The sequence below is a fragment of the Aureimonas phyllosphaerae genome (assembly GCF_900113065.1).
Taxonomy (GTDB): domain Bacteria; phylum Pseudomonadota; class Alphaproteobacteria; order Rhizobiales; family Rhizobiaceae; genus Aureimonas; species Aureimonas phyllosphaerae.
In genome coordinates, this window is the sequence record NZ_FOOA01000012.1 from 60,264 (window position 1) to 77,956 (window position 17,693).

Genomic DNA, 17,693 nt, shown 5'->3' on the forward strand with positions numbered 1-17,693 from the left:
GCTGCATGCGGGAGCGACGCCTTCCGTTGATCCGAATGCCTACGGACTGGGGGCAGCGAGCTCGTCCGCGTCCATGCCGTATCCTCCCACTGGAAGGTCGGGATCGAGATCCGCGTCCGCGTCAAACCGAAGGAGCCAGCAGTTGCGCTCTCCGGCGAGCTCGGCCGCCGCGATGAACTGAGGTGAAAGACCGGACCCGTTCAGGTCCCGGACGCTGCCGTCGCGCAGGGGACCGGCGATCAGCTTGGCGGTCGAGACCACCCAGCCGTAGTCGTAGCGCATCACGTCGAACGGCAGTTCGGCTCCGTCCAGGAGCGCGACGTCCTCCGCCGTCAGGTGCCCTGTCGAGATGTCCATGAATGCGTAGATTGCCATGCCTCGCCCACTCCCGTGACGAACGGAGGATCGGCCGCCGTCGTGCAAGTCACCAGGGGCACGACGATGGACGATCTGGGCAGTTCGACACGTGGGCAACGTGCAGGGGACGCCGCTAGTTTGGCCGACGGGCAACTCAGCCATACGAGGCCGCCACTCGGAAATAGGCTGATGGCGCTGAAGTTGTCATCGTGCAGCGCGCGCGAACGCGCGCGGGTCCGGACATCAGAACGCGTATCGCACCCCGCAGTAGGGCATGGCCTCGCCGATCCAGCCGAGGAGCTGGTCGAGCCACTGGCGCTTCCAGCCGTGCCTGTAGCGGACGTTCGTCATGCCGTTCTGGCTGACCTTGTCCTCTTGCAGGTCGGGCCGCCAGAGAAAGTTCTCCGCTTTCGGATGCCACGACATGTTCAGATCGTGCAGCCGCTCGTTGTGGGTCAGCATAATAACCTCGCACTTGATCTGGGCCTTCGCCGCGGGCGTCAGCACGTCGTCGATCTCCCGGAATAGGCGCCGCCATTCGACCTGCCAGCCCTCGTGGACCACAACGGGCGAGAAGTTGACGTGGACCTCGTAGCCGGCCTCCACGAAGTCGTTGATCGCGCGGATGCGCTCGCCCATCGGAGAGGTCCGCACGTCAACGACCTTCGCCATCTCGGCAGGCATCAGCGAGAAGCGCACCCGCGTCCGTCCCTGCGGGTCGTAGTCGAGGAGATCGCGGTTCACGAACTTCGTGGCGAACGACCCCTTCGAGTGCGGTATCCCCCGGAAGGCGGTGACGAGGTCGCGCACGTTGTCCGACACCAGTGCGTCGACGGAGAGGTCGCCGTTCTCCCCGAGGTCGTAGACCCATGCGTGCGGATCGACCTGGTTCGGCTCCGCCTTTGGTCCGGTCGCCTCCGCGTGCTTGCGGATCGCCGCCGCCACCTGTTCGACGTTCACGAACAAGCTGATCGGGTTCGCGTAACCCTTGCGCCTCGGAACGTAGCAGTAGGAGCACGCCATGGCGCAGCCGTTGGACGACGACGGCGCGATGAAGTCGGCACTCCGGCCATTCGGACGCATCTGGAGACCCTTCTTGACCCCAAGGACGAGGACCTCGCGCTTCAGGCGCAGCCAGTCCTCGGCCGAGGCGCTGTCGCCGTACAGTTGGGGGATCCTGGTGTGGCTTTTCACCTCGACGCGCTCGGCGTCGGGAAACCGCGCGAGGATCTCGCGGCCGCGCTCGTAGCCGAGGACGGAAGGCTCGAGGTAGATGAGCTTCGGGTCGAGGAGCGCGGAAGGATTGGGCATCCTTACTATGTGGGCCATGCTCCCGCACCCTGCCATGCGATTGCGGCTCATGGACCCAACTTCATCTGCGTTGGTTGAGGGTCAGGGCAGCGCTTACGTCGCACGCGCGTAGCAATTAAAAGTTCCGCGGAGTGCGGAGACGGCCCAAGGAGCGCTGCCTGGCGGGATCAAGCTGCGTGTCGTGCCCTTGATACAGACTGGCAAGCGCGACTTGGCGACGTTCTGGTTCTGTACCGAGCACGTTCGGTGGCGCTCGCGCTTGGTCACCGATCGATCAGATTCCGTCCGACGAACCAATGCTGTCCGCATCGTTAATCGAAACGCTTTGGCAAACAGTCATCGGCCGGGCATTCGGCAACATCCGAAGGTTAGAGGGGGTGATCGGTGCGGTTGCTACTCTTGGACACGTTTTATCCCGCCCCAGCGCTTGTTGCCCCATGCACGCGACGTACGTGCGGGATTGACGGACTTTCGCTACCAGATCGGCCAAGAGACAAACACGAACCAAGCGGAACAAGCCTTGCGCGACTTGGAGAACCAATTAGTCCTCGTCTGACGCATCCTGTAACGTTGCTCGATGCCGTAATTCCGAGCGCTCATCGACCTATGGCAGTTTTTGCATGGCATCGGCGATCATGTTTTTGATCGCATCGTTGTCGGGATGGTCGTCGGCCACAGTGCGAAGCAACGTGATTAGCCGGAGGTCTCCTCCACCATCAATCCGACGCAAGGCCGAATGCCATTGTGACAGACCGTTCCCCGTGACGTTCAGACGGGACAGATCCCCTCCCGAGCGCGACCAGATTTCATCCTGCGTAGGCCCGAGCGGATAAAGGGTTGCAAGAACCTTCTCGCGCTCGCCGCGCTGCGCTGCATTCCCGACTTGGGTCGACTTCGCTCTTCGCGCGATAGGAAAGTTGCCGTCGATGTTTTCTGTACTGAGAACGGGATGTTGATCAGCGTGCCGCGGCACCTCTTCGGCGACATGATGGAAGACATCAAGCAGGCGCACGAAACCGTCCGACCTGTCATGCGCGCGACCTCGCAAGGCGTCGAGGAGGGCGGTGGTGAACAGGCTGTTCCGCGCTCCTGGCAGGACCACGGACACTTCTTCCGCCCGGCAGGAGGACAACAATGCCCGTCCAGCTCCCCGGTTGAGATCATGGGGCATTCCACCGATGCCCGTCGGGGCATGTGCGTCGCCTTTGCCGGCCGCAACGGCCGCGGCGTGGCAGGCGTCCAGCAGGACGACCTGTCGTAGAGAAGGGATGGCGCCAAGCAGGTCCGACAGGTCCGTCGCGTCGAACGCGGAAGCGTCGAGGTCGGACATCGTGCTCTCGTAGGTGAGAAGCCAGCTGCGACTTCCGATCGTCGTAACGTCACGATGACCGTGTCCCGAGAAGAAGAATAGGAAAGGGTCTTTGGCCGGCGCCGAGCTGGATGCGATCAACTCCCGTTGCATCGCATCGGTGGTCGCGGCTTCGTCGACCAGCAGCCTGACGTTCGCCGGCTCGAAGGCGCCGCGTTCTGGATCGACGAGCAGTGCCGCCAAGTCCTCGGCATCTGCTCGGACGGCCGTGGGCAGGGACCGAACGCTCTCGTAGCGTGAGATGCCGACGATCAGGGCACGCCCCCCGTGGGTGCCGCTCATTTCTTGGTCCTGAACATGGGGTCCGACTTCATCCTGTTGAGCGCCCAGTTATGGGGATTGTCCCACGACATCACCTCGATCAAGCGATCGACGTCGATGGCTCCCCTGCCCCGCTCGGCAGCGGAGATCACGATCCTCCAAGCCTCTCGGCCGGTGTCGGCTTTCGGGATGTCCGCTTCTTTGCCCCCGGCACGGGTCCAGAGGCTGTCGGCTCCGGGGCCATAGCCGTAAAGCTCGAACGCGACCTCCTCGAGGATGCGCCATTTGTCCGAGACGCCGGGCGACTCGCCCAGTATGTTCAGGCGCCACCTCGTCAGGAACCCAAGCAGGTCCTTGATGTAGGAAAGGGCCGGACGCAGGTCGTCTCTGCTTCGGTCGTGGACAGCGTCGGCGATATCGACGGCGGCGCTTCTCCAGCCACGTGAAGCCACCAGTCGCCCAAGCCCGTTCGCGCTCTCGCGGTCGACCTGCCCACCCCGATCGACTAGCCGACCGAACCAGTTCCGGAACTCTCCTTCGCGCAACCGCGGAAGGGCTCGGAATGCCGTACAGCCGATTTCGGGCCGGGACAGGGCATGCTCGAGCAAGGGTTCGATCCGGCCGGGCGTCGCGACTGCGGCCGCAAGCTCTTCCTCCAACATTCCGCTGTCGTCGCCGTTTCCGACTGCCGCCACCCAAGCGTCGGCAGTGGCGGCGAGGTAGTCTGCTCTCGCAGTACCGGGCAGATGTCTCCACAACTCCGCTCGCCGTGGGAACCACAGGACGTCGGCCAACGGAGTGGTGGCCAGCAAGTCGATCAACCCGTGCGCATCACCGCCTTGCGACAGCTCCGTCAGCAGACGATCCATCACCCGTCGGGGGTGCGCCGGTCCCTGCCAGGCTTCCTGATTGGCCTGAAGCACGAGGCTCCACAATGACAGCCACCTTGGGTCGCCGGGATCCAGGGATTTCAGAAGGGCAGGTTGTGCAGCCGCCTCCTTCGCGCCCATTCCCGTCAGGGTCTCGTTGTCGTGGCGCAGAGCGGCGGACAGGATTTGCTGTGGCGTGGCCTTGGAGGCCGAGAGCCGCAGGGATTCGACGTTGTATTCTCCGTCCGCCAGATGCCGATCCATGGCATCGTCCGGGGTGAACGCGATCGCACATACCGATGCGTGCAGCTGTGGCATCTTCGCCCTCACGGCAGAGGTGAGAAGAAGCTCCGCCCTGTCCATCTCCAATCGGACAGGCGGTCGCGATGACAGGGTCACGTCCAGTTTCGCGGGGCGCGAGACGGACATGAGGTCCGCGAGCAGGCCCGGCCGTTCCGCGAGCGCGCGCCAAGTGGCAGAAACCACCTCGCTGCCGGGATCGGACCACGCCGCCTTCAGCCCGTCCGCTACGGCCTTTCGCCAGGAAGCAACCGGTGCGTTGGTGGCCGACGACACCGCATCGGCGATCGTAAGGGCCGTCATGGAACCGTCGCGCTCTTTCCAGATCCCGTCCGCTGCCCAGGAGGACAGCCCGGACCAGAACGGGGCAGGATCAGCAAAGGCCGCCAAGTCTAGGTTGCGGGCCATCCTCGCCTCCTGACAGCCCGCTGCCATGAAGGCCGTTGCGGCACGCGTCACCAAGGCTTGTTTGACGTCGGCACCGACCTTCGGATCAGCCGCAAGGCTGGCAGCCATGCGCATGGCATCTATCAGGTCTGTCAGTTCGGTTCCGGAACTTGCAGCGACTGCGACTTCCGCCAATACGGCCGTCGATCGGAGGGAAGCTCCGCCGGCAGCCAAGCTTCCCACCAGCGGACGAATGGACCCGGCGCCGTGCGCCCCCATCAAGATGTCGAGGGCCAGCCTGTTCTCGGGATCGTCACCGTCGCGAGCTATTCGGTAGCCCGACCACCGACCAAGCAATTTCGCGGGAGTGCAAGCGATGTCCGGTGGATCGGAAAGCACGTCCTGTGGTGAGAATGCGAGCCGGAAGGAGAGCTGCGCGCGGGCAGCCGGCCAAAGATTGCGCCAGATCCCCGCAATGGCGTCGCCGAAGCCGTCCTGGCCGGGCCAGACCACCGGACCGTCGGAATCCTTCAGGAGCGCCTGCGAAAGCCCGAGATGGGCCGAAGGTGTGGTACCCTCCGGCCATACGAGGTCGGTCGGCTCGTCTTTGGACCGTCCAAGGGACTCGAGCAACGCAAGGAGCCCCGTGATGTTCTCCTGCTGCGACGCGAGTTCTAGCGGGATCAGGAATGCGCGGGAGAACACCATATGGCGAGGGGCATCAGGATCCTGCGCTGTTCTCGAAAGCACGTAATGTTCGCCATCAGCAAAGCCGCTGAGATATGGCGTCCATTCGGCATAAGGCGGCGGAGACCCTCGCAGGTCCATCTTCGCGGCCAGTCTCCGAGCTCCGACAGCCGCTGGGCTTGCACCCAGCAGGTCGTGTCCGCGATTGCGCTCGCCAAAGATGGCGTGGCCAATGATCGGGGGCAAAGTCACGTAAAGGCTCGGACGGCGAGCGTCAGGTCCGGGTCCTGGCAACCGTCCTCCAAGACGACATAGCCGAAACTCTCCGGCCCGCGATCGATGTAATCCTCGTCCGCCACTTGGTCGCTCAACGGCCTGCCGAGCGCGGACAGGCCCATGACGTGCAACGAGCCGGGCAACCAGTTGGCTTCGACGAAAGCGGATACCATCGGCAGACGCGAGAGCAGAACCTGGCGAGGTGCGGACGCGATCTGAGCCGGGGGTAACTCGTCCCAACACGAGAGCAGCAACAGCAGTATGGGCTCGGCAACCCTAGCCAGAGAGCCTGTCCGCCTTACGAACATCAACCATTGCAAAAGGTCGACGATGCCGGCTTGCTGCGAGATGGAGAACGTCCTTTCGCCCGCGACGTCGCCGCTGGCGGGTCCGAGCGGTCGGCTGAAGACGTCGTCGCTCAACTGGGCGTTGCCGATCCTTATCATCACGATCCAACCGGATGCGGAGTTCACACGTTCGGTCCAGGCACGCGGAAGACGGCGATCGGTCTTGATGGTCGAGAGTTGCTCGCCTCCATAGTCCGGCCAGACGAGATCCATTCGGTTGCCGTCCCGATCGCCGACCGGCCAACAGCTTTCGACATACAGGTCGCGCGAGGTGTGGGGCGCCGACAACCCGCGGTTCAGGCTCGCGACCACCGCCTCGAACGGCTGAAGCGTCGGGGCTGCCCCGACCATGCGCAACGCTCCGGCCTCTTGGTTCAGGCGACCGAGCAACTGGGCGCCGAAGTGACTCTTGCCCACGTCCGATTCACCGAGAAGCAGCACGGATCTCGTCATGTCCGTGCTCCCACCAGGAAAAACGGATCATCGCAGCTGACACCCGAGCGGGGGATGTCGAACCCGCGGGCGGTCCGCTCGAAGCTCCAGCCGAGCAAGTCGAGCATCGACTCGGCTGCGTCATGTCGTATGTCGCCGATGCTGAAGTCGCTGACGCTCGTCCTGAATCGTGCGGCCTCCGGCGCGGCAAGCCTCATCGCTCCCCAGATCGCATCCCGTATCCCCGCAGACACCTCCACGTCCGCCTTCGCCCAGACAAGTGCGACCGGCCTGCCGCGTCTTACTGAACCCAGTCGCCGAATGAGTTGGACAAGATCGTTGCGAGCTTCCCCACGAGACCGGCCCGCCAACGCTTCGCAGTCGGCTACGACCACGAACGCCGAGGCGCGATCGGCCAGCCAGCGCGCCCCCTCCGCATCCGGTGCGTTCTCGTCGACCGCCCACCGGTGAAACCACTCGCCAGGCGCGTCCGCGAACAGGTAGTCGACGGGCATCCGATCGGCTTCGCGGAACGCCAGGTGAAGAAGGCCCGGCCGGCGTCCGGCGCCGGAAGAAGTGTGTGGCGGGAACCCGGGCGCGCCCCCGTTCCAGCGCAACGCGTGAGCGACGGCTTCCCAGCCTTCGAGCGAGTAGCTGCCCGCGAAGAGCGCCTCGCCTGCCCGCCCCGATCTGCCGACCAGCTGATACCATGAACCGAGGATGGTCGTCTTTCCGGCGTTGTGCGGTCCGACCAACGCAACCAGTTTCGGCTCGCCGCGCGAAGCCAGAAATGGAAGATCGGTCGTTCCCAACGCGGCTCCCGACCACGGCAGGCGGGTTTCGTCCTCCCTTGGGGCTGGGCTACGGGCCTTGGGCGCGCCCGCGTCCCTCCAATTCGGGCACTCCTCGAGCTCGAGCTCGCCCATGCGGCAGCTCACCCCGGGCGCGTTGCATTTCGGGTCGGAGCAAGTTTTCATCGTCGAAGGGACTTCACGCGTTTGGCAACTCTGGGCGTCGCGGCGGCGGCCTGCTGCTCCCGAAACAGCCACAGGGCGAACCCAATGGGCGTCATGGACGTGTCCGCCTCCAGCCCCGTGCGCACTGCCAGAACGCCTGCGTCGATCCGAACTTCACCCGCGATCAAAGAGGCCAGCGTGGTGCGTCCCGGAGAGGCGTGCATGGGCGCCATTGCCCCCCTGCACGCCTCTCCGGCAGGACTGGCGTCCGCTTGTACCGCAGCCGCCATCTCGACGAGCGAAAGCGACGTAGTCATTGCGTCAGGATCGATGCGTCGCACCGCCTCCGTGACGAAGTGCTCGGCCATGCGAGGAGCGAATGCTCCCGTCAGTGCGGAGGCATCGACTGACGCCAATGCAGCCGCGATCGCCGGATTCAACTCCCGGTAGGATAGCCCGCTCGACGGCGAGAATAGTGCCTCCTTCCACCAGAGTAGCCGGGATCGGCGTTCGAGGACATGAACGGTGGCCTGGGTCGAATGCGCGAGTCCTTGTGCGAAGTCCTGGAGCGCCGTGCCAATCGAACTCGAAGTTTGAACGGTATCGAGCGTTTTAGCGAACCTAGCCACGACTGCGTCGATCACGTCAGCTATCCCATCCACCGCGATGGGAGTGAATGCATGGGACCATGATTGCCCCGAGTTCGGCCAGTACGGGTTGGCGCCCTTCAGCGCGCTGCCCTCCTCGTCGTTGGGTCCAACCGCGGCGGCCATCTTTCCTTTGAGGAAATCTCGGTTCACGATTGGGACCGCGATCGGTTGATGTTCGGGTACCTGGAACCGCGGGGCCGTCAACCCCTCGGACGGCAGCCCCCACTCCCTCGTCGCCCGTTCTTCGAGACGACTTTCGGCGGCCGAGACGAGTTCGATCCACACGGCCTTGTCGGTCCGGCTTCCCAGATGGGGCAACAGGTTCCGGCTCGTTGCGGAGATTGCAGCCGCCGACCCGTCGTTGCCGACGACGTCAGCGAGGGCTTGCAGGATGATCGCACGGGCGACAGTAGGAAGCTGCTCGTCGGAGAATGCGCCGGCATAGCTCTTCCAGCGCTTCCCAAGTATCGCAACCGCTTCCCTGACGATCGGCTCGTCCGGGCCAACCTCCCGGTCGATTCCGACCATCGTGAAGGATGCGACCCGTTCCGGCGAGGACTTAAGTGTTCCGCTCAGGTCCGTAGCGGCCTCCCGAAGGCGTTCGAGCCGTGCGTCGTCGGCCGACACGTCGAACAGCCGGGCGTTGAGGAAGCTCTGCAATACATTCACTCGTGCATGCCTCGCATGATTTGCTTAACGCCGTGGATCACGCGGCCCGACGACGCATCCGTGGATGGCGTCGTCTGCCCGGTGGCGCCAGTTAATGGGTTTGGTTTCAGTTCTTCGGGTGGACCGAGCCGACCGACCTGCCGCGATGACCGCAACGCATCGGAACGCCTGGGGCGCGGGCCGTCAAGCGGCAAGTTCCCAATATTCACCATCGGTTGCCTTGAGGCGCCGCAATCCCGCCCGACGGCCGGGTTCCAGTTCCGAGACGATCAGCTGGTGGATGTCCATGAGAACGGGGCGACAGCCTGCGACGTATCCGTGCCCCAGATACGACAGGTCGACCTTGCTGACGCTTACGGTGTCGATTCCGGGCTCGATCGTAAGCGGCGGCTCGAAACCTACCCTGGCTGCGGCATGCACGAAGCGAGACGACCGGACCGCCAGATCCTTGGAGGAGACGTAAAGCGTCGTCCGAGCCGCGAGCGAGGGGTAGGCCCTGGACAGCATGGCGAAGGTGCGGCGGTCGACGTCGGGCGCGGCGAGGATGATCTGGCCGAAGGACTTGCCGGACAGTCTCGCGGCATTGGTTGCAATCCGGTCCATAGCCCTGATGAGGCCCCGGTTGCCCATGCTGTGGGCTATGAAGTGGACCCTGCGCGCCCCGGAGCGCGACGCGAACGCCTCCAGAAATTCGGTGATCTGCTTCTCGCTCGCCTCGATAGACGCCTCGTCTGCCGAATACGCATGAACGCGTCCCCGTGACGGCCAGCTGAAGAAGGCCATTACCCCCGGCAGATTGAGGTCGGCCCCGATCTGGGCACAACGGACCGCCGCATCTTCGAAGGACACATTGTATCCGTGCAGGAACACGATCGCGTCGGAGGGTTGGATGCTTCCTTCGACCAGTCGAGCCCGGATGTCCTTCCAGAAGCCCTCGATGTCCATGGCGACGACCGAAGCCAAGGAGAGAGGGCGCTCCCCGAACACGATGCGGCGCCACCACGGCGGCTGGCCCTCCCCGATCCTGTGGGTACGAGGGATCGTCACACCGCATCTGCCCACTGTCGTCGTTGTGCTGGTTTCGCCTGAGAAGCCGAGCACCGCGCCGTTCTCGACGATCGGGGCGCGGTTGGTGCCGAACCATACCTCGTAGACGCGCTCTCCCCCGGCAGTCGTATCGGACGACTTCCTGGAGAAATTGATCAGATCGTCCCGGGCGCGGGTTCGCGCGACGGCCGTACGGAGCCGCTGGATCCCGCGGCGCAGGCTTTCCGTCAGCCGGAGGCGGAGCGGCTCCGAAAGACCGAGATCAGCGGGATCGCCGACCAGGTCGAGCAAATCCTCCTCCCTTTCGATCGCGAACTCCGCCGCGAAGGCCATCCCCCGCTCGGCGGCGACCCTCGCTTCTTCCTCCACGACCGAGTACCCGGTGGTGTCGAGATCGGCACGTCCGAGTTGCTCCCTTAGGGCCTCGTCCGGGTGATCCGAAAGAATCTCGCCGGCCAATTGCGAGCGCTCTTCTGAAAGGGCCCTGAACACCGGAGCGACGAAGCCACGCAAGGATCCCGAAAGGAGTCCGTAACGGTAAGCAGACTCGACAAGATTGTTTATCAGCAGGCGACGCCAAAGCAGAGCCTCGTCCATTCACTGACCCCTTTCGTTGTTAGGATGATAGCCGGCGTCGATCGACCGTCAACGAACACCGCCGGCGGCACAGCTTCTCTTCGACGCACCGCCGGGACGTCAAAGACTGAGCGTCGGGCATTGGTAACGTTCGACCGGGAAAACCGATCGGTGACTGTTGGACGACTCACGGCGACGGCGAGCGGTCCGGCACGTTCCCGGAATGGCTTAGGATGCGAGACCCGCTGACGTGCCTCTCCGAATTTCCGCCACGGATGGATAGAGTCCGCCCAACGACAGAGGACGGCCGCCAACCAGCGCTGGAGACTGGATTTCTCGAGACTGGGAAAGCCTATGGACAATGCCTCCATGAAAGCCCTTAACGCCCGCCTGCGGAGCGAATGCCTCAACGCCTCCTAGTTCCTATCTATGGCCGATGCCCGGTTCCGGATCGGTGCATGGCGGGATGACTACAACCACCACCGTCCGCACACGAGCTTGGGAAGCTCGATCCCGCCGAGGTCGCGGATCAACTCAGAAGAGCCCGAGAGCTCTCAAGACGCCTGGGCCAAACTCCGGGTCAGAACCAACCTCTTCCGGTCGTCTGGAACGAAGTTTCCCGCATCGCTCAGATCCTTCCATTCTTACCACCAGGGCTGCCCGACGTCGTTACCTGTACTCAGTGGACGCCCATTGCGATGAGCGCCTGAACCCTAAGCGAATGGGCAGGCTGGATTTCGGTAGGTCGCGATCGGAAAAATATTCCGCTGCGCGACGCGATGTTTCCGTCGACTTTGCCCTTTTCGATCAGCCGCCGCCGGTCCGCTTGCGGCTGGATCGAAACACGCATGCATGCCTGGTGGGGTGATGGACCATAGAACCGACTTCGCCATCCTCCCTCGACGCAGCAGCAGACAAGGCTGAACGGGTTGCCCTTCTCAGCCATCCCAAACGGAGTGGACTGATGCTTCGGCCAGCGGCTCCGTTCCCGGCCGAGATGACGCGGATCGTGTGACGTTGGTCGCTCCACCTGTGGGCACGGCCGCATTCGGTTGTCTCGTGTCGGAGAAGCCCGTCGGTCGAAAGCCGAGGACGCGTTCAAGATCCCGCTCCAGCGACATCCAATGCGAAGTTCTCGACAGGGTCCAAGGCACCTGGGCCGAATTGCGAGCCGTGGACAACCAGTCCACGACCTTCCAGGCGTCTTCCCGTTTGCGGTCCCGAACGTTTGCGAGCAGCCTCTCCAAGACGATCGTGCGCCGCCTTTCCCTCATGCCCTCCACCATCTGAAGGGCGCGACCAAAGGTTCGTTCCGTGTAGTGCAGGTGGCGGCCGGCGATCATCACGAGATCGCGCTCGTCCGAGGTCACCTCTCCCCTGACAGTCGCTCCGACGACAGTGGCGGCGAAGTTGACCCATGGAACGCTGAGGGGAAGCCAATCGATCTCGGCGGGCCCATGCGCCAAGCAAACCTCCTCGTCGTCATTCAGGCGGCCTGTTTTGTAGTCGTCGTAGATCTCTCCGACCCCATGCATCCCGAACGCGTCACACTCAACGGCCCGAAGCGCGCCCATGCTTGCTCCGCCGCCGACGGCGACCCCCTTTTCGAGCGCGAACAGGATCTCCTTATGCCAGACAGACTGCATAGCCCCGAAGCACCCGTCGACGATCGCTATCGCCGTGGCTCCCTCGATGACCGCCGTTGCGACATTGCCGCGTACGGCCGGATGCCTCAGCACGAAGTCGGGGTGGCGCGTGGCAAGATGCTCGCGTTGGCCGTGGAGGCTGGGGCCGACGAACATGAACTTCATGCCGCGGCTCGCATCATCCTGGCAGCTCGCAAGCCTAGCTGGACGTTCTCACCGCCAATGTCGACCTCCAAGCCGGGCACCACCATCCTGACCACAGAGAGGCCCAAACAGGGATCGCCCATCGGGACAGCTATTGCCTCCTCGATCCCGGCTGCCGAAAGACGGTTCAGCACAGACGCGATCTGGTCCTGCAACGATGCGTCCTGGTCCCCGCTGGGCCGTGGTTCGCTGCTCATCCCTGCGTGGCGTAGGTTCGCGACGACGGTATCGCCGTTCAAGCTGCCGCTCTCGTAGAGGGCGGCGGAAAAATCGTCTCGGCTTCCCGCGATGGCGGTCAACCGCGACTGCGCAGCCTCGACGACGGCGCGTATCGCCGCTCGGGATGCGATAGGGTGGCAGCCGGAACCGCCACAGACCTCGGACAGCGAGTGTTCGGGGCCGCCTTTCGTCAGCTGGGGGACGATGACCGCGCTGTATGAAGGAACGCCGATGTCGGAGGTGATATCCAAAAGGATCAGTTCCACGCCGGCACGTTCGATGCGGGCGACGAGCGTCTGCATGACCGGATCGCGGAATTGTGCCGGATCGATGCGGGCTTGGGCCAATCGCGAGGCCGGCCAAAGCCGCATCAGCGTCCAAGCGTCCCTTTCGATCAACTCGCACAAGCCGTGCAAGACAGCCTCGGCGTGGCAATTCCCCGATGAAAGTCCATCACTGGACTGCTCGAAACCGGGAGGGCGAGGATCGCGATGGTCGACGCCCACCAGCCACCAAGGGACCGCGATCTCGACGCCCCCCATGAGATCCAGCCCCGAGCACCAAGGGATCGCCGCGTCCTCTCCGAACGCCCAAGGGACGCATCGCGCGGTCCTATCCAAGCGTATCGTCCGCCTGCCCTGTGCCCGCATTCCCCTTACCGAACCGACGCGCAGTCCTGCTGGCGGAAGTTCGGCTATGCGCGTCTCGAACGCTTCCATGGCCGCGGACACCATCGAGGCGTCAACGTCCAATCCCTTGCCCTGGAAAACGGATAGCGTGAAGCTGTTGGGTCTGGTCGCAAACGCCACTGGTATGCCGATGACGTCCAGTCCGGTTAGCAACCCCAACCTTGTGATACCCAAATCGGGAAACAGCGGACGGAGCTTCGCGAGGGTTTCGCAGGGCCTCCGGACGCGGTCGCCGTAGACCCCCATCAAGCGATCGGTCCCGACGAGGTCGGCCTCGAGCAGCCTGATGTGATCTGTGGGAAAGCATCCGGAACCCAACGTCACTATGTTGGTCCTTAGCGGAACTTCATGGCGTGGACGACGGAGCCCATGCCGTTGTCGCGCGGGATGACCGAACAGGAGCCGATAGCCTCCCGGGCCTCGGCGGAAAGGTGGACTGGGCAAGCGGCAGGTGCCACCTTGATCGTCGCATTCGCCTTCATGTGCATTCCCTTTCACGGCAGCGAGAAGGGGAATGTTTCGATCGAAGGCCGTCACACGGGCGTCAACGGCCAAGATCAGCCCGTGACGGCTACGAAGCGTCGGCCCTAGTCAAGGCCCGCCAAAAGCAGGCCCTCCATGAGCTTACGCGTATCGTCGGGTCTTCGATCGGGGACAATCTGCCAGACTTGCTCAACCCGAAAGCTTGGATAGTTCTCCCGTACGACCGCCGCAAAGCGGCGGGCGTCGAGGTTGCGCCCTGCCATCGCACAGCTGGCGGCCATCAGTCGGGACGTAGCGGCGACCTCGGAGACGGGTTCGAGCGCGTGGATAGCCCCTACGTAATCCTCCAACTGGTAATGGATGCTCGCCTCGATCCAGCGGTAGTAGTCGGGCGGCAACGGGTTCACGCGCCTCGCCTCGGCCAGCGCTACAAGAGCTTCGTCCGCCTGCCCGTCATGCAGCAGCGCGTCGGCATAGTCCGCGAGGAGATCGCCGTCGTTCGGCATCAGGGACCTGGCTTCCGAGAAGTGCTCGAGACTTTCGGCATGGCGCTTGCGGTACAGGGACACAAAGCCGAGTTCCCTCAGCGCTCGCCCACTATTGGGATCGCAATGCCGGGCACGGTTGGCCATGGCCAAGGATTCGTCGAGCAGCTGGCTTTCCGTCATTCCCCGGACCAGCCATTCCATCGAATAGGTCCGCGACAGTCCGGCGAACGCCGAGGAGAAGCCGTCACACCTGCGCACCGCCGCCTTGAACCATCGCCGGGCCTGCCGTAAGGATTCGAGGCGGGTACCCCCGATGGCCCGGCGACCCTCGAGATACAGTCGGTAGCCCGTCGAATCGTTGTCGTCCACGGGCGTCATGGATTCGGCCCTGTCCATGGCGTCCGCCAGTGTCGAGACCGTCTTGCGCACGACGATGTCGAGCGACTTCTTTAGGTCGGTGGTATCGATGGGTGCCCGGATCGCCCAGATCACTTCCCGGTCAGCCACCCGCGTCAAGCGACAGGACGCACCGAGCTCACCCGATCCGCCTCGAACCGAGATCGTCACCTCGTAGTCGAACTGCGTATCAGGGGACACCACCGACTCCTTTCCGATCCGGGCGAGCTCAAAACTCGTATGGGCCGCGATGATCCGAAAAGACCTGTACTGGCTGAGGCCGACCGTGACGTCCTCGATCAACGCCTTGCCCAGCCTTTCGTAAAGCGGCTCGTCGTCGAGTCCCGTCGGTGGCATCATAATGACACGGGGCACTCCCGCGCCCCCGCGCAAATTGATGGGTACCGACCCACGGGAAGCCCGTGTGGGGCTCCCGAGACCAAGTCGCGTGGCGACGGCGTGCGTCGCGGCATCCGGTGACGAGTTGGCCTCCTCCCTCATTACGACCCGGCATTCATGCCAAGCGCGTCGCGCCAGATACGCCGATCCCGCGTCGGCGTGGGCTTCCATCAGTGCCCGATGGCCGAAACCTTCCGTTGGGTCGATCGCCGTCAACGCTTCCGCAAGCCTGACCCGCATGGCTGGCTCTACCGCCCGCCCGCCATCAGAGAGGAGCCCCGACAGGAGGGCGGCGCGCTTGAGTGAGACCGTCCTCCGAGCCGACTGCAGCCATTCCTCGAAGGCGGGACTTTGCGCATCCACTCCCTCCAGCAGCTCGCCAGACGTAAGCCAGGCCGGCAAGTCGGACGTGAGTTCCACTGCCGCCGTCCCCAACAGGTCTTGGACGTCCACACGCCAGCGCGTCCCAGCAAGACGAAGGGTTTCGCCGCCGGCAACCAAACAGTCGGATAGTTCGGTCAGCTTCGACATCCTCAACAGCAATTGCCGGAGGTTGGCGGATTGACGGCTGGAAGGCACATCGCCCCAGAGTAGTGATTTGACATCTCGCCGCTCGACCGTCCTTCCTGGTGAAAGCAGCAGCAACGCCAGCAGGCAGTATCCCTTCTGAGGGATGGCAAGACCGGTCATGTGGATCCGCGCTTGCGGCCGACCGAGCAGTTCGAGGGTACCGCAAGGAGGGATAGGTCCCCGGACGAACTCCAGCATGCGTGCTTTCCACATGTCTTTCAAACGAGCTGTTTGAAGTCTGCCGGCGGACCGCTTTGGTCACGGGTCCCTCCCGGTCGCTTCCGCTTACCAGATGCTTACCTCGCTGAAAATTACGGTGTGACGCCTCTGTGACGCCAGTGAAGCGATAGACCGCAGTATGGTCCCTGACCGCCTTTCCCCGATCGCCTCGGTAACGGCGATCTTTCGCCGGGTGCCGCAGTGAACGCTGCGTTCCTCCACCGCACGGTTGGGAACGCTCCGCGACCCGGACAGCCAGCCGTTGGAGTGGCCAGCGGCAGTTTCAGAAATTTCTGACTTGCCACGTTGAATATTAGGTATCACGGTGCTACATGAGTGATCACAATCTTGGGGCGGTTGGGTTCGACCCTCTGGAGGTGGAGCGCCTCGCGAAGGAGCGGCTTATTGACGTAAGGGTGAAGCCTCTTGATGACATCTACGGTTTCGGGTTGGATTCCGATGATGTCTGCGATTGGCTTTCTGAATTTAGCGCACATATTGCCCGAAGAGATTGCGCGTTCATCAAGTCCAAGCCGACGGAAAAATACCCGCCGGATACGCTATCTTATTATTATCAAGCGTACGTTGCACCGTGCAGGACGAATATATTCCTGAAATTTGCGGTCTATCAAGGACTTCTCGTGATTACATCCTTCAAGGAATTCAGCAATGACTGATTCTCGAGCCATCTTCTGCCTTGAGTGTGGCAGCGAGAACGTCACGGAAGAGGTTTCGGAGGTCACGGCGAACGTCCGGGGTAGGACAGTAGTGCTTCCCGCCGACCGCCACATGCGCTGCGGCGCCTGCGGGTCCATCAGCCATCCGGGCAAGATGGCTGATCAGCACTTGGAGGCGATTGGCGAACGCATCCGGGAAGAAGATGGCTTGCTGTCGGTAGCCGATCTGAAGGAGATCAGGACCCGCTATGGCCTGCAACAGGAAGAGATGGAAGCGCTTATCGGCACCGGACCCAAAACTTGGGTTCGATGGGAGCGCGGACGTGTCGTGCCTTCTCCTCAGTCGGATAAGGTGATCCGGCGCATCGCCGAGGATCCTAGGTATCTGCTTCAGCTCATGGAAGAAAAGGGCGTGAGCAACGAAACAGCCTTGGGAGTGATCGAAGAGGCGTGCGAACGCGAGGTTCGAACCCACAGCGATGCATTCCGTGCGTCTCCAGCGCCCGAAAGGCAGCCAGTCGAAGTCATTGTGTCTTCTGTGCTCGGAAGGGGTTCGGAAGTCCGGAAGAGGCTCTTCGACGTCCGCAAAGCTTATGTTGATATTGATGCGACAATCGCCCGCCACAAAGAAAGGGTGCCCGTCGACGTCGAGGGATTGGCGAGGGATTTGGGCATTTCGATCGCCCGCGACACGCGAATGACGATGGGCTCGTCGGGAAGCATCACGCGAGAGACACGCCCGACGGGAGCCGCCGGCTTCCTCATTTCCGTAAACGGGCGCGAGCACCCTCACCGTCAGCGGTTCACGATCGCGCATGAGGTCGCGCATTACGTTATGCATCGCGATCGGATTGGCAATGGCATAACCGAGCCAGTACTCAATCGGAACCTCGATGGGCAAGATCCGATCGAGAGGGAAGCCAACGCGATGGCTGCCGAACTCCTCATGCCGGAGAATTCGCTGCGAGAGGCATTCGCCGAGACCAATGACGCCGCGGAGTTGGCGAGACGGTTCAAAGTCTCCCACGAAAGTATGGGATGGCGCCTTTTCGGCCTCGGTCTTACCAAAGTGAGACCACGGCAAAACTGAACCTGCATTGACGTTTTGGTTGCGCCGCGAAGGCATACGCAGCTCGGATCCGCGGCAAAGCGACCGCTCTGATCAAACTACTGCTACAAGCGATCGTACTCCAAGCAGTACCCCGCTCG

15 protein-coding genes are annotated in these 17,693 nt (G+C 63.2%); 3 read left to right on the plus strand and 12 right to left on the minus strand.

Going from position 1 to position 17,693, the window contains the following annotated elements; all coding sequences use genetic code 11:
- Positions 1–39: 39 nt before the first annotated feature.
- The 8 genes from BM175_RS14700 to BM175_RS14735 all read right to left on the minus strand — a co-directional run bounded on the left by BM175_RS14700 (position 40) and on the right by BM175_RS14735 (position 10,515).
- Positions 40–375 carry a DUF5983 family protein gene (locus tag BM175_RS14700; RefSeq protein ID WP_090964300.1) on the minus strand — a complete coding sequence of 112 codons (336 nt, stop codon included), beginning with the start codon at positions 373–375 and terminating at the stop codon, positions 40–42.
- 225 nt (positions 376–600) lie between these two features.
- Positions 601–1,668: a spore photoproduct lyase family protein gene (locus tag BM175_RS14705; protein ID WP_090964302.1), complete on the minus strand. Its 1,068-nt coding sequence runs from the start codon at positions 1,666–1,668 to the stop codon at positions 601–603.
- Positions 1,669–2,272: 604 nt separating this feature from the next.
- Positions 2,273–3,319 (minus strand): caspase family protein, encoded by a 1,047-nt coding sequence (locus BM175_RS14710; protein WP_090964304.1) that lies wholly within the window; start codon positions 3,317–3,319, stop codon positions 2,273–2,275.
- Positions 3,316–5,793 (minus strand): GAP1-N1 domain-containing protein, encoded by a 2,478-nt coding sequence (locus BM175_RS14715; RefSeq protein ID WP_244546020.1) that lies wholly within the window; start codon positions 5,791–5,793, stop codon positions 3,316–3,318. The genes BM175_RS14710 and BM175_RS14715 overlap by 4 nt, the downstream gene beginning before the upstream one ends.
- A complete protein-coding gene (locus BM175_RS14720; RefSeq protein ID WP_090964308.1) occupies positions 5,790–6,617 on the minus strand; it encodes a TRAFAC clade GTPase domain-containing protein in 828 nt (275 codons plus the stop codon). Before BM175_RS14720 ends, BM175_RS14715 begins: the two co-directional genes overlap by 4 nt.
- Entirely contained in the window at positions 6,614–7,408 is a 795-nt protein-coding gene (locus BM175_RS14725) for a TRAFAC clade GTPase domain-containing protein (RefSeq protein ID WP_139224643.1), read from the minus strand. The genes BM175_RS14720 and BM175_RS14725 overlap by 4 nt, the downstream gene beginning before the upstream one ends.
- A 161-nt stretch (positions 7,409–7,569) precedes the next feature.
- Positions 7,570–8,862 (minus strand): GTPase-associated system all-helical protein GASH, encoded by a 1,293-nt coding sequence (locus tag BM175_RS14730; protein WP_090964312.1) that lies wholly within the window; start codon positions 8,860–8,862, stop codon positions 7,570–7,572.
- A gap of 192 nt (positions 8,863–9,054) precedes the next feature.
- On the minus strand, positions 9,055–10,515 hold the full coding sequence (locus tag BM175_RS14735) for an alpha/beta hydrolase (protein ID WP_090964314.1): 1,461 nt from the start codon (positions 10,513–10,515) through the stop codon (positions 9,055–9,057).
- Between the two features lie 408 nt (positions 10,516–10,923).
- On the opposite strand from BM175_RS14735, the gene BM175_RS23355 reads away from it, so the two are divergent.
- The gene (locus BM175_RS23355; RefSeq protein ID WP_090964316.1) at positions 10,924–11,196 is read left to right on the plus strand and encodes an integrase core domain-containing protein; all 273 of its coding nucleotides are present in this window, start codon (positions 10,924–10,926) and stop codon (positions 11,194–11,196) included.
- A gap of 236 nt (positions 11,197–11,432) precedes the next feature.
- Here the strand turns inward: BM175_RS23355 and BM175_RS14745 are convergent, their stop codons facing one another.
- From BM175_RS14745 to BM175_RS14755, 4 genes are all read right to left on the minus strand, one after another.
- Complete coding sequence (locus BM175_RS14745; protein ID WP_090964318.1) at positions 11,433–12,305, minus strand: TfuA-like protein; 873 nt, start codon at positions 12,303–12,305, stop codon at positions 11,433–11,435.
- Positions 12,302–13,498 (minus strand): YcaO-like family protein, encoded by a 1,197-nt coding sequence (locus tag BM175_RS14750; protein WP_425285279.1) that lies wholly within the window; start codon positions 13,496–13,498, stop codon positions 12,302–12,304. Before BM175_RS14750 ends, BM175_RS14745 begins: the two co-directional genes overlap by 4 nt.
- 89 nt (positions 13,499–13,587) lie before the next feature.
- On the minus strand, positions 13,588–13,734 hold the full coding sequence (locus BM175_RS22760; RefSeq protein ID WP_175526868.1) for a hypothetical protein: 147 nt from the start codon (positions 13,732–13,734) through the stop codon (positions 13,588–13,590).
- A 105-nt stretch (positions 13,735–13,839) separates the two neighbouring features.
- A complete protein-coding gene (locus BM175_RS14755) occupies positions 13,840–15,786 on the minus strand; it encodes a tetratricopeptide repeat protein (protein ID WP_175526869.1) in 1,947 nt (648 codons plus the stop codon).
- A gap of 353 nt (positions 15,787–16,139) precedes the next feature.
- Here BM175_RS14755 and BM175_RS22425 point away from each other — a divergent pair, with 353 nt between their 5' ends.
- The gene (locus BM175_RS22425) at positions 16,140–16,484 is read left to right on the plus strand and encodes a hypothetical protein (RefSeq protein WP_139224644.1); all 345 of its coding nucleotides are present in this window, start codon (positions 16,140–16,142) and stop codon (positions 16,482–16,484) included.
- Complete coding sequence (locus BM175_RS14760; protein ID WP_090964322.1) at positions 16,477–17,574, plus strand: type II TA system antitoxin MqsA family protein; 1,098 nt, start codon at positions 16,477–16,479, stop codon at positions 17,572–17,574. The genes BM175_RS22425 and BM175_RS14760 overlap by 8 nt, the downstream gene beginning before the upstream one ends.
- Positions 17,575–17,693 lie beyond the last annotated feature (119 nt).

Bases quoted from the DNA above. Each gene is read 5' to 3' on its own strand.
- BM175_RS14700 (WP_090964300.1), bottom strand. From the start codon at position 375: ATGGCAATCTACGCATTCATGGACATCTCGACAGGGCACCTGACGGCG.
- BM175_RS14705 (WP_090964302.1), bottom strand. From the start codon at position 1,668: ATGCCCAATCCTTCCGCGCTCCTCGACCCGAAGCTCATCTACCTCGAG.
- BM175_RS14710 (WP_090964304.1), bottom strand. From the start codon at position 3,319: ATGAGCGGCACCCACGGGGGGCGTGCCCTGATCGTCGGCATCTCACGC.
- BM175_RS14720 (WP_090964308.1), bottom strand. From the start codon at position 6,617: ATGACGAGATCCGTGCTGCTTCTCGGTGAATCGGACGTGGGCAAGAGT.
- BM175_RS14735 (WP_090964314.1), bottom strand. From the start codon at position 10,515: ATGGACGAGGCTCTGCTTTGGCGTCGCCTGCTGATAAACAATCTTGTC.
- BM175_RS23355 (WP_090964316.1), top strand. From the start codon at position 10,924: ATGGCCGATGCCCGGTTCCGGATCGGTGCATGGCGGGATGACTACAAC.
- BM175_RS14745 (WP_090964318.1), bottom strand. From the start codon at position 12,305: ATGAAGTTCATGTTCGTCGGCCCCAGCCTCCACGGCCAACGCGAGCAT.
- BM175_RS14750 (WP_425285279.1), bottom strand. From the start codon at position 13,498: ATGGGGGTCTACGGCGACCGCGTCCGGAGGCCCTGCGAAACCCTCGCG.
- BM175_RS22760 (WP_175526868.1), bottom strand. From the start codon at position 13,734: ATGAAGGCGAATGCGACGATCAAGGTGGCACCTGCCGCTTGCCCAGTC.
- BM175_RS14755 (WP_175526869.1), bottom strand. From the start codon at position 15,786: ATGCTGGAGTTCGTCCGGGGACCTATCCCTCCTTGCGGTACCCTCGAA.
- BM175_RS22425 (WP_139224644.1), top strand. From the start codon at position 16,140: ATGAGTGATCACAATCTTGGGGCGGTTGGGTTCGACCCTCTGGAGGTG.
- BM175_RS14760 (WP_090964322.1), top strand. From the start codon at position 16,477: ATGACTGATTCTCGAGCCATCTTCTGCCTTGAGTGTGGCAGCGAGAAC.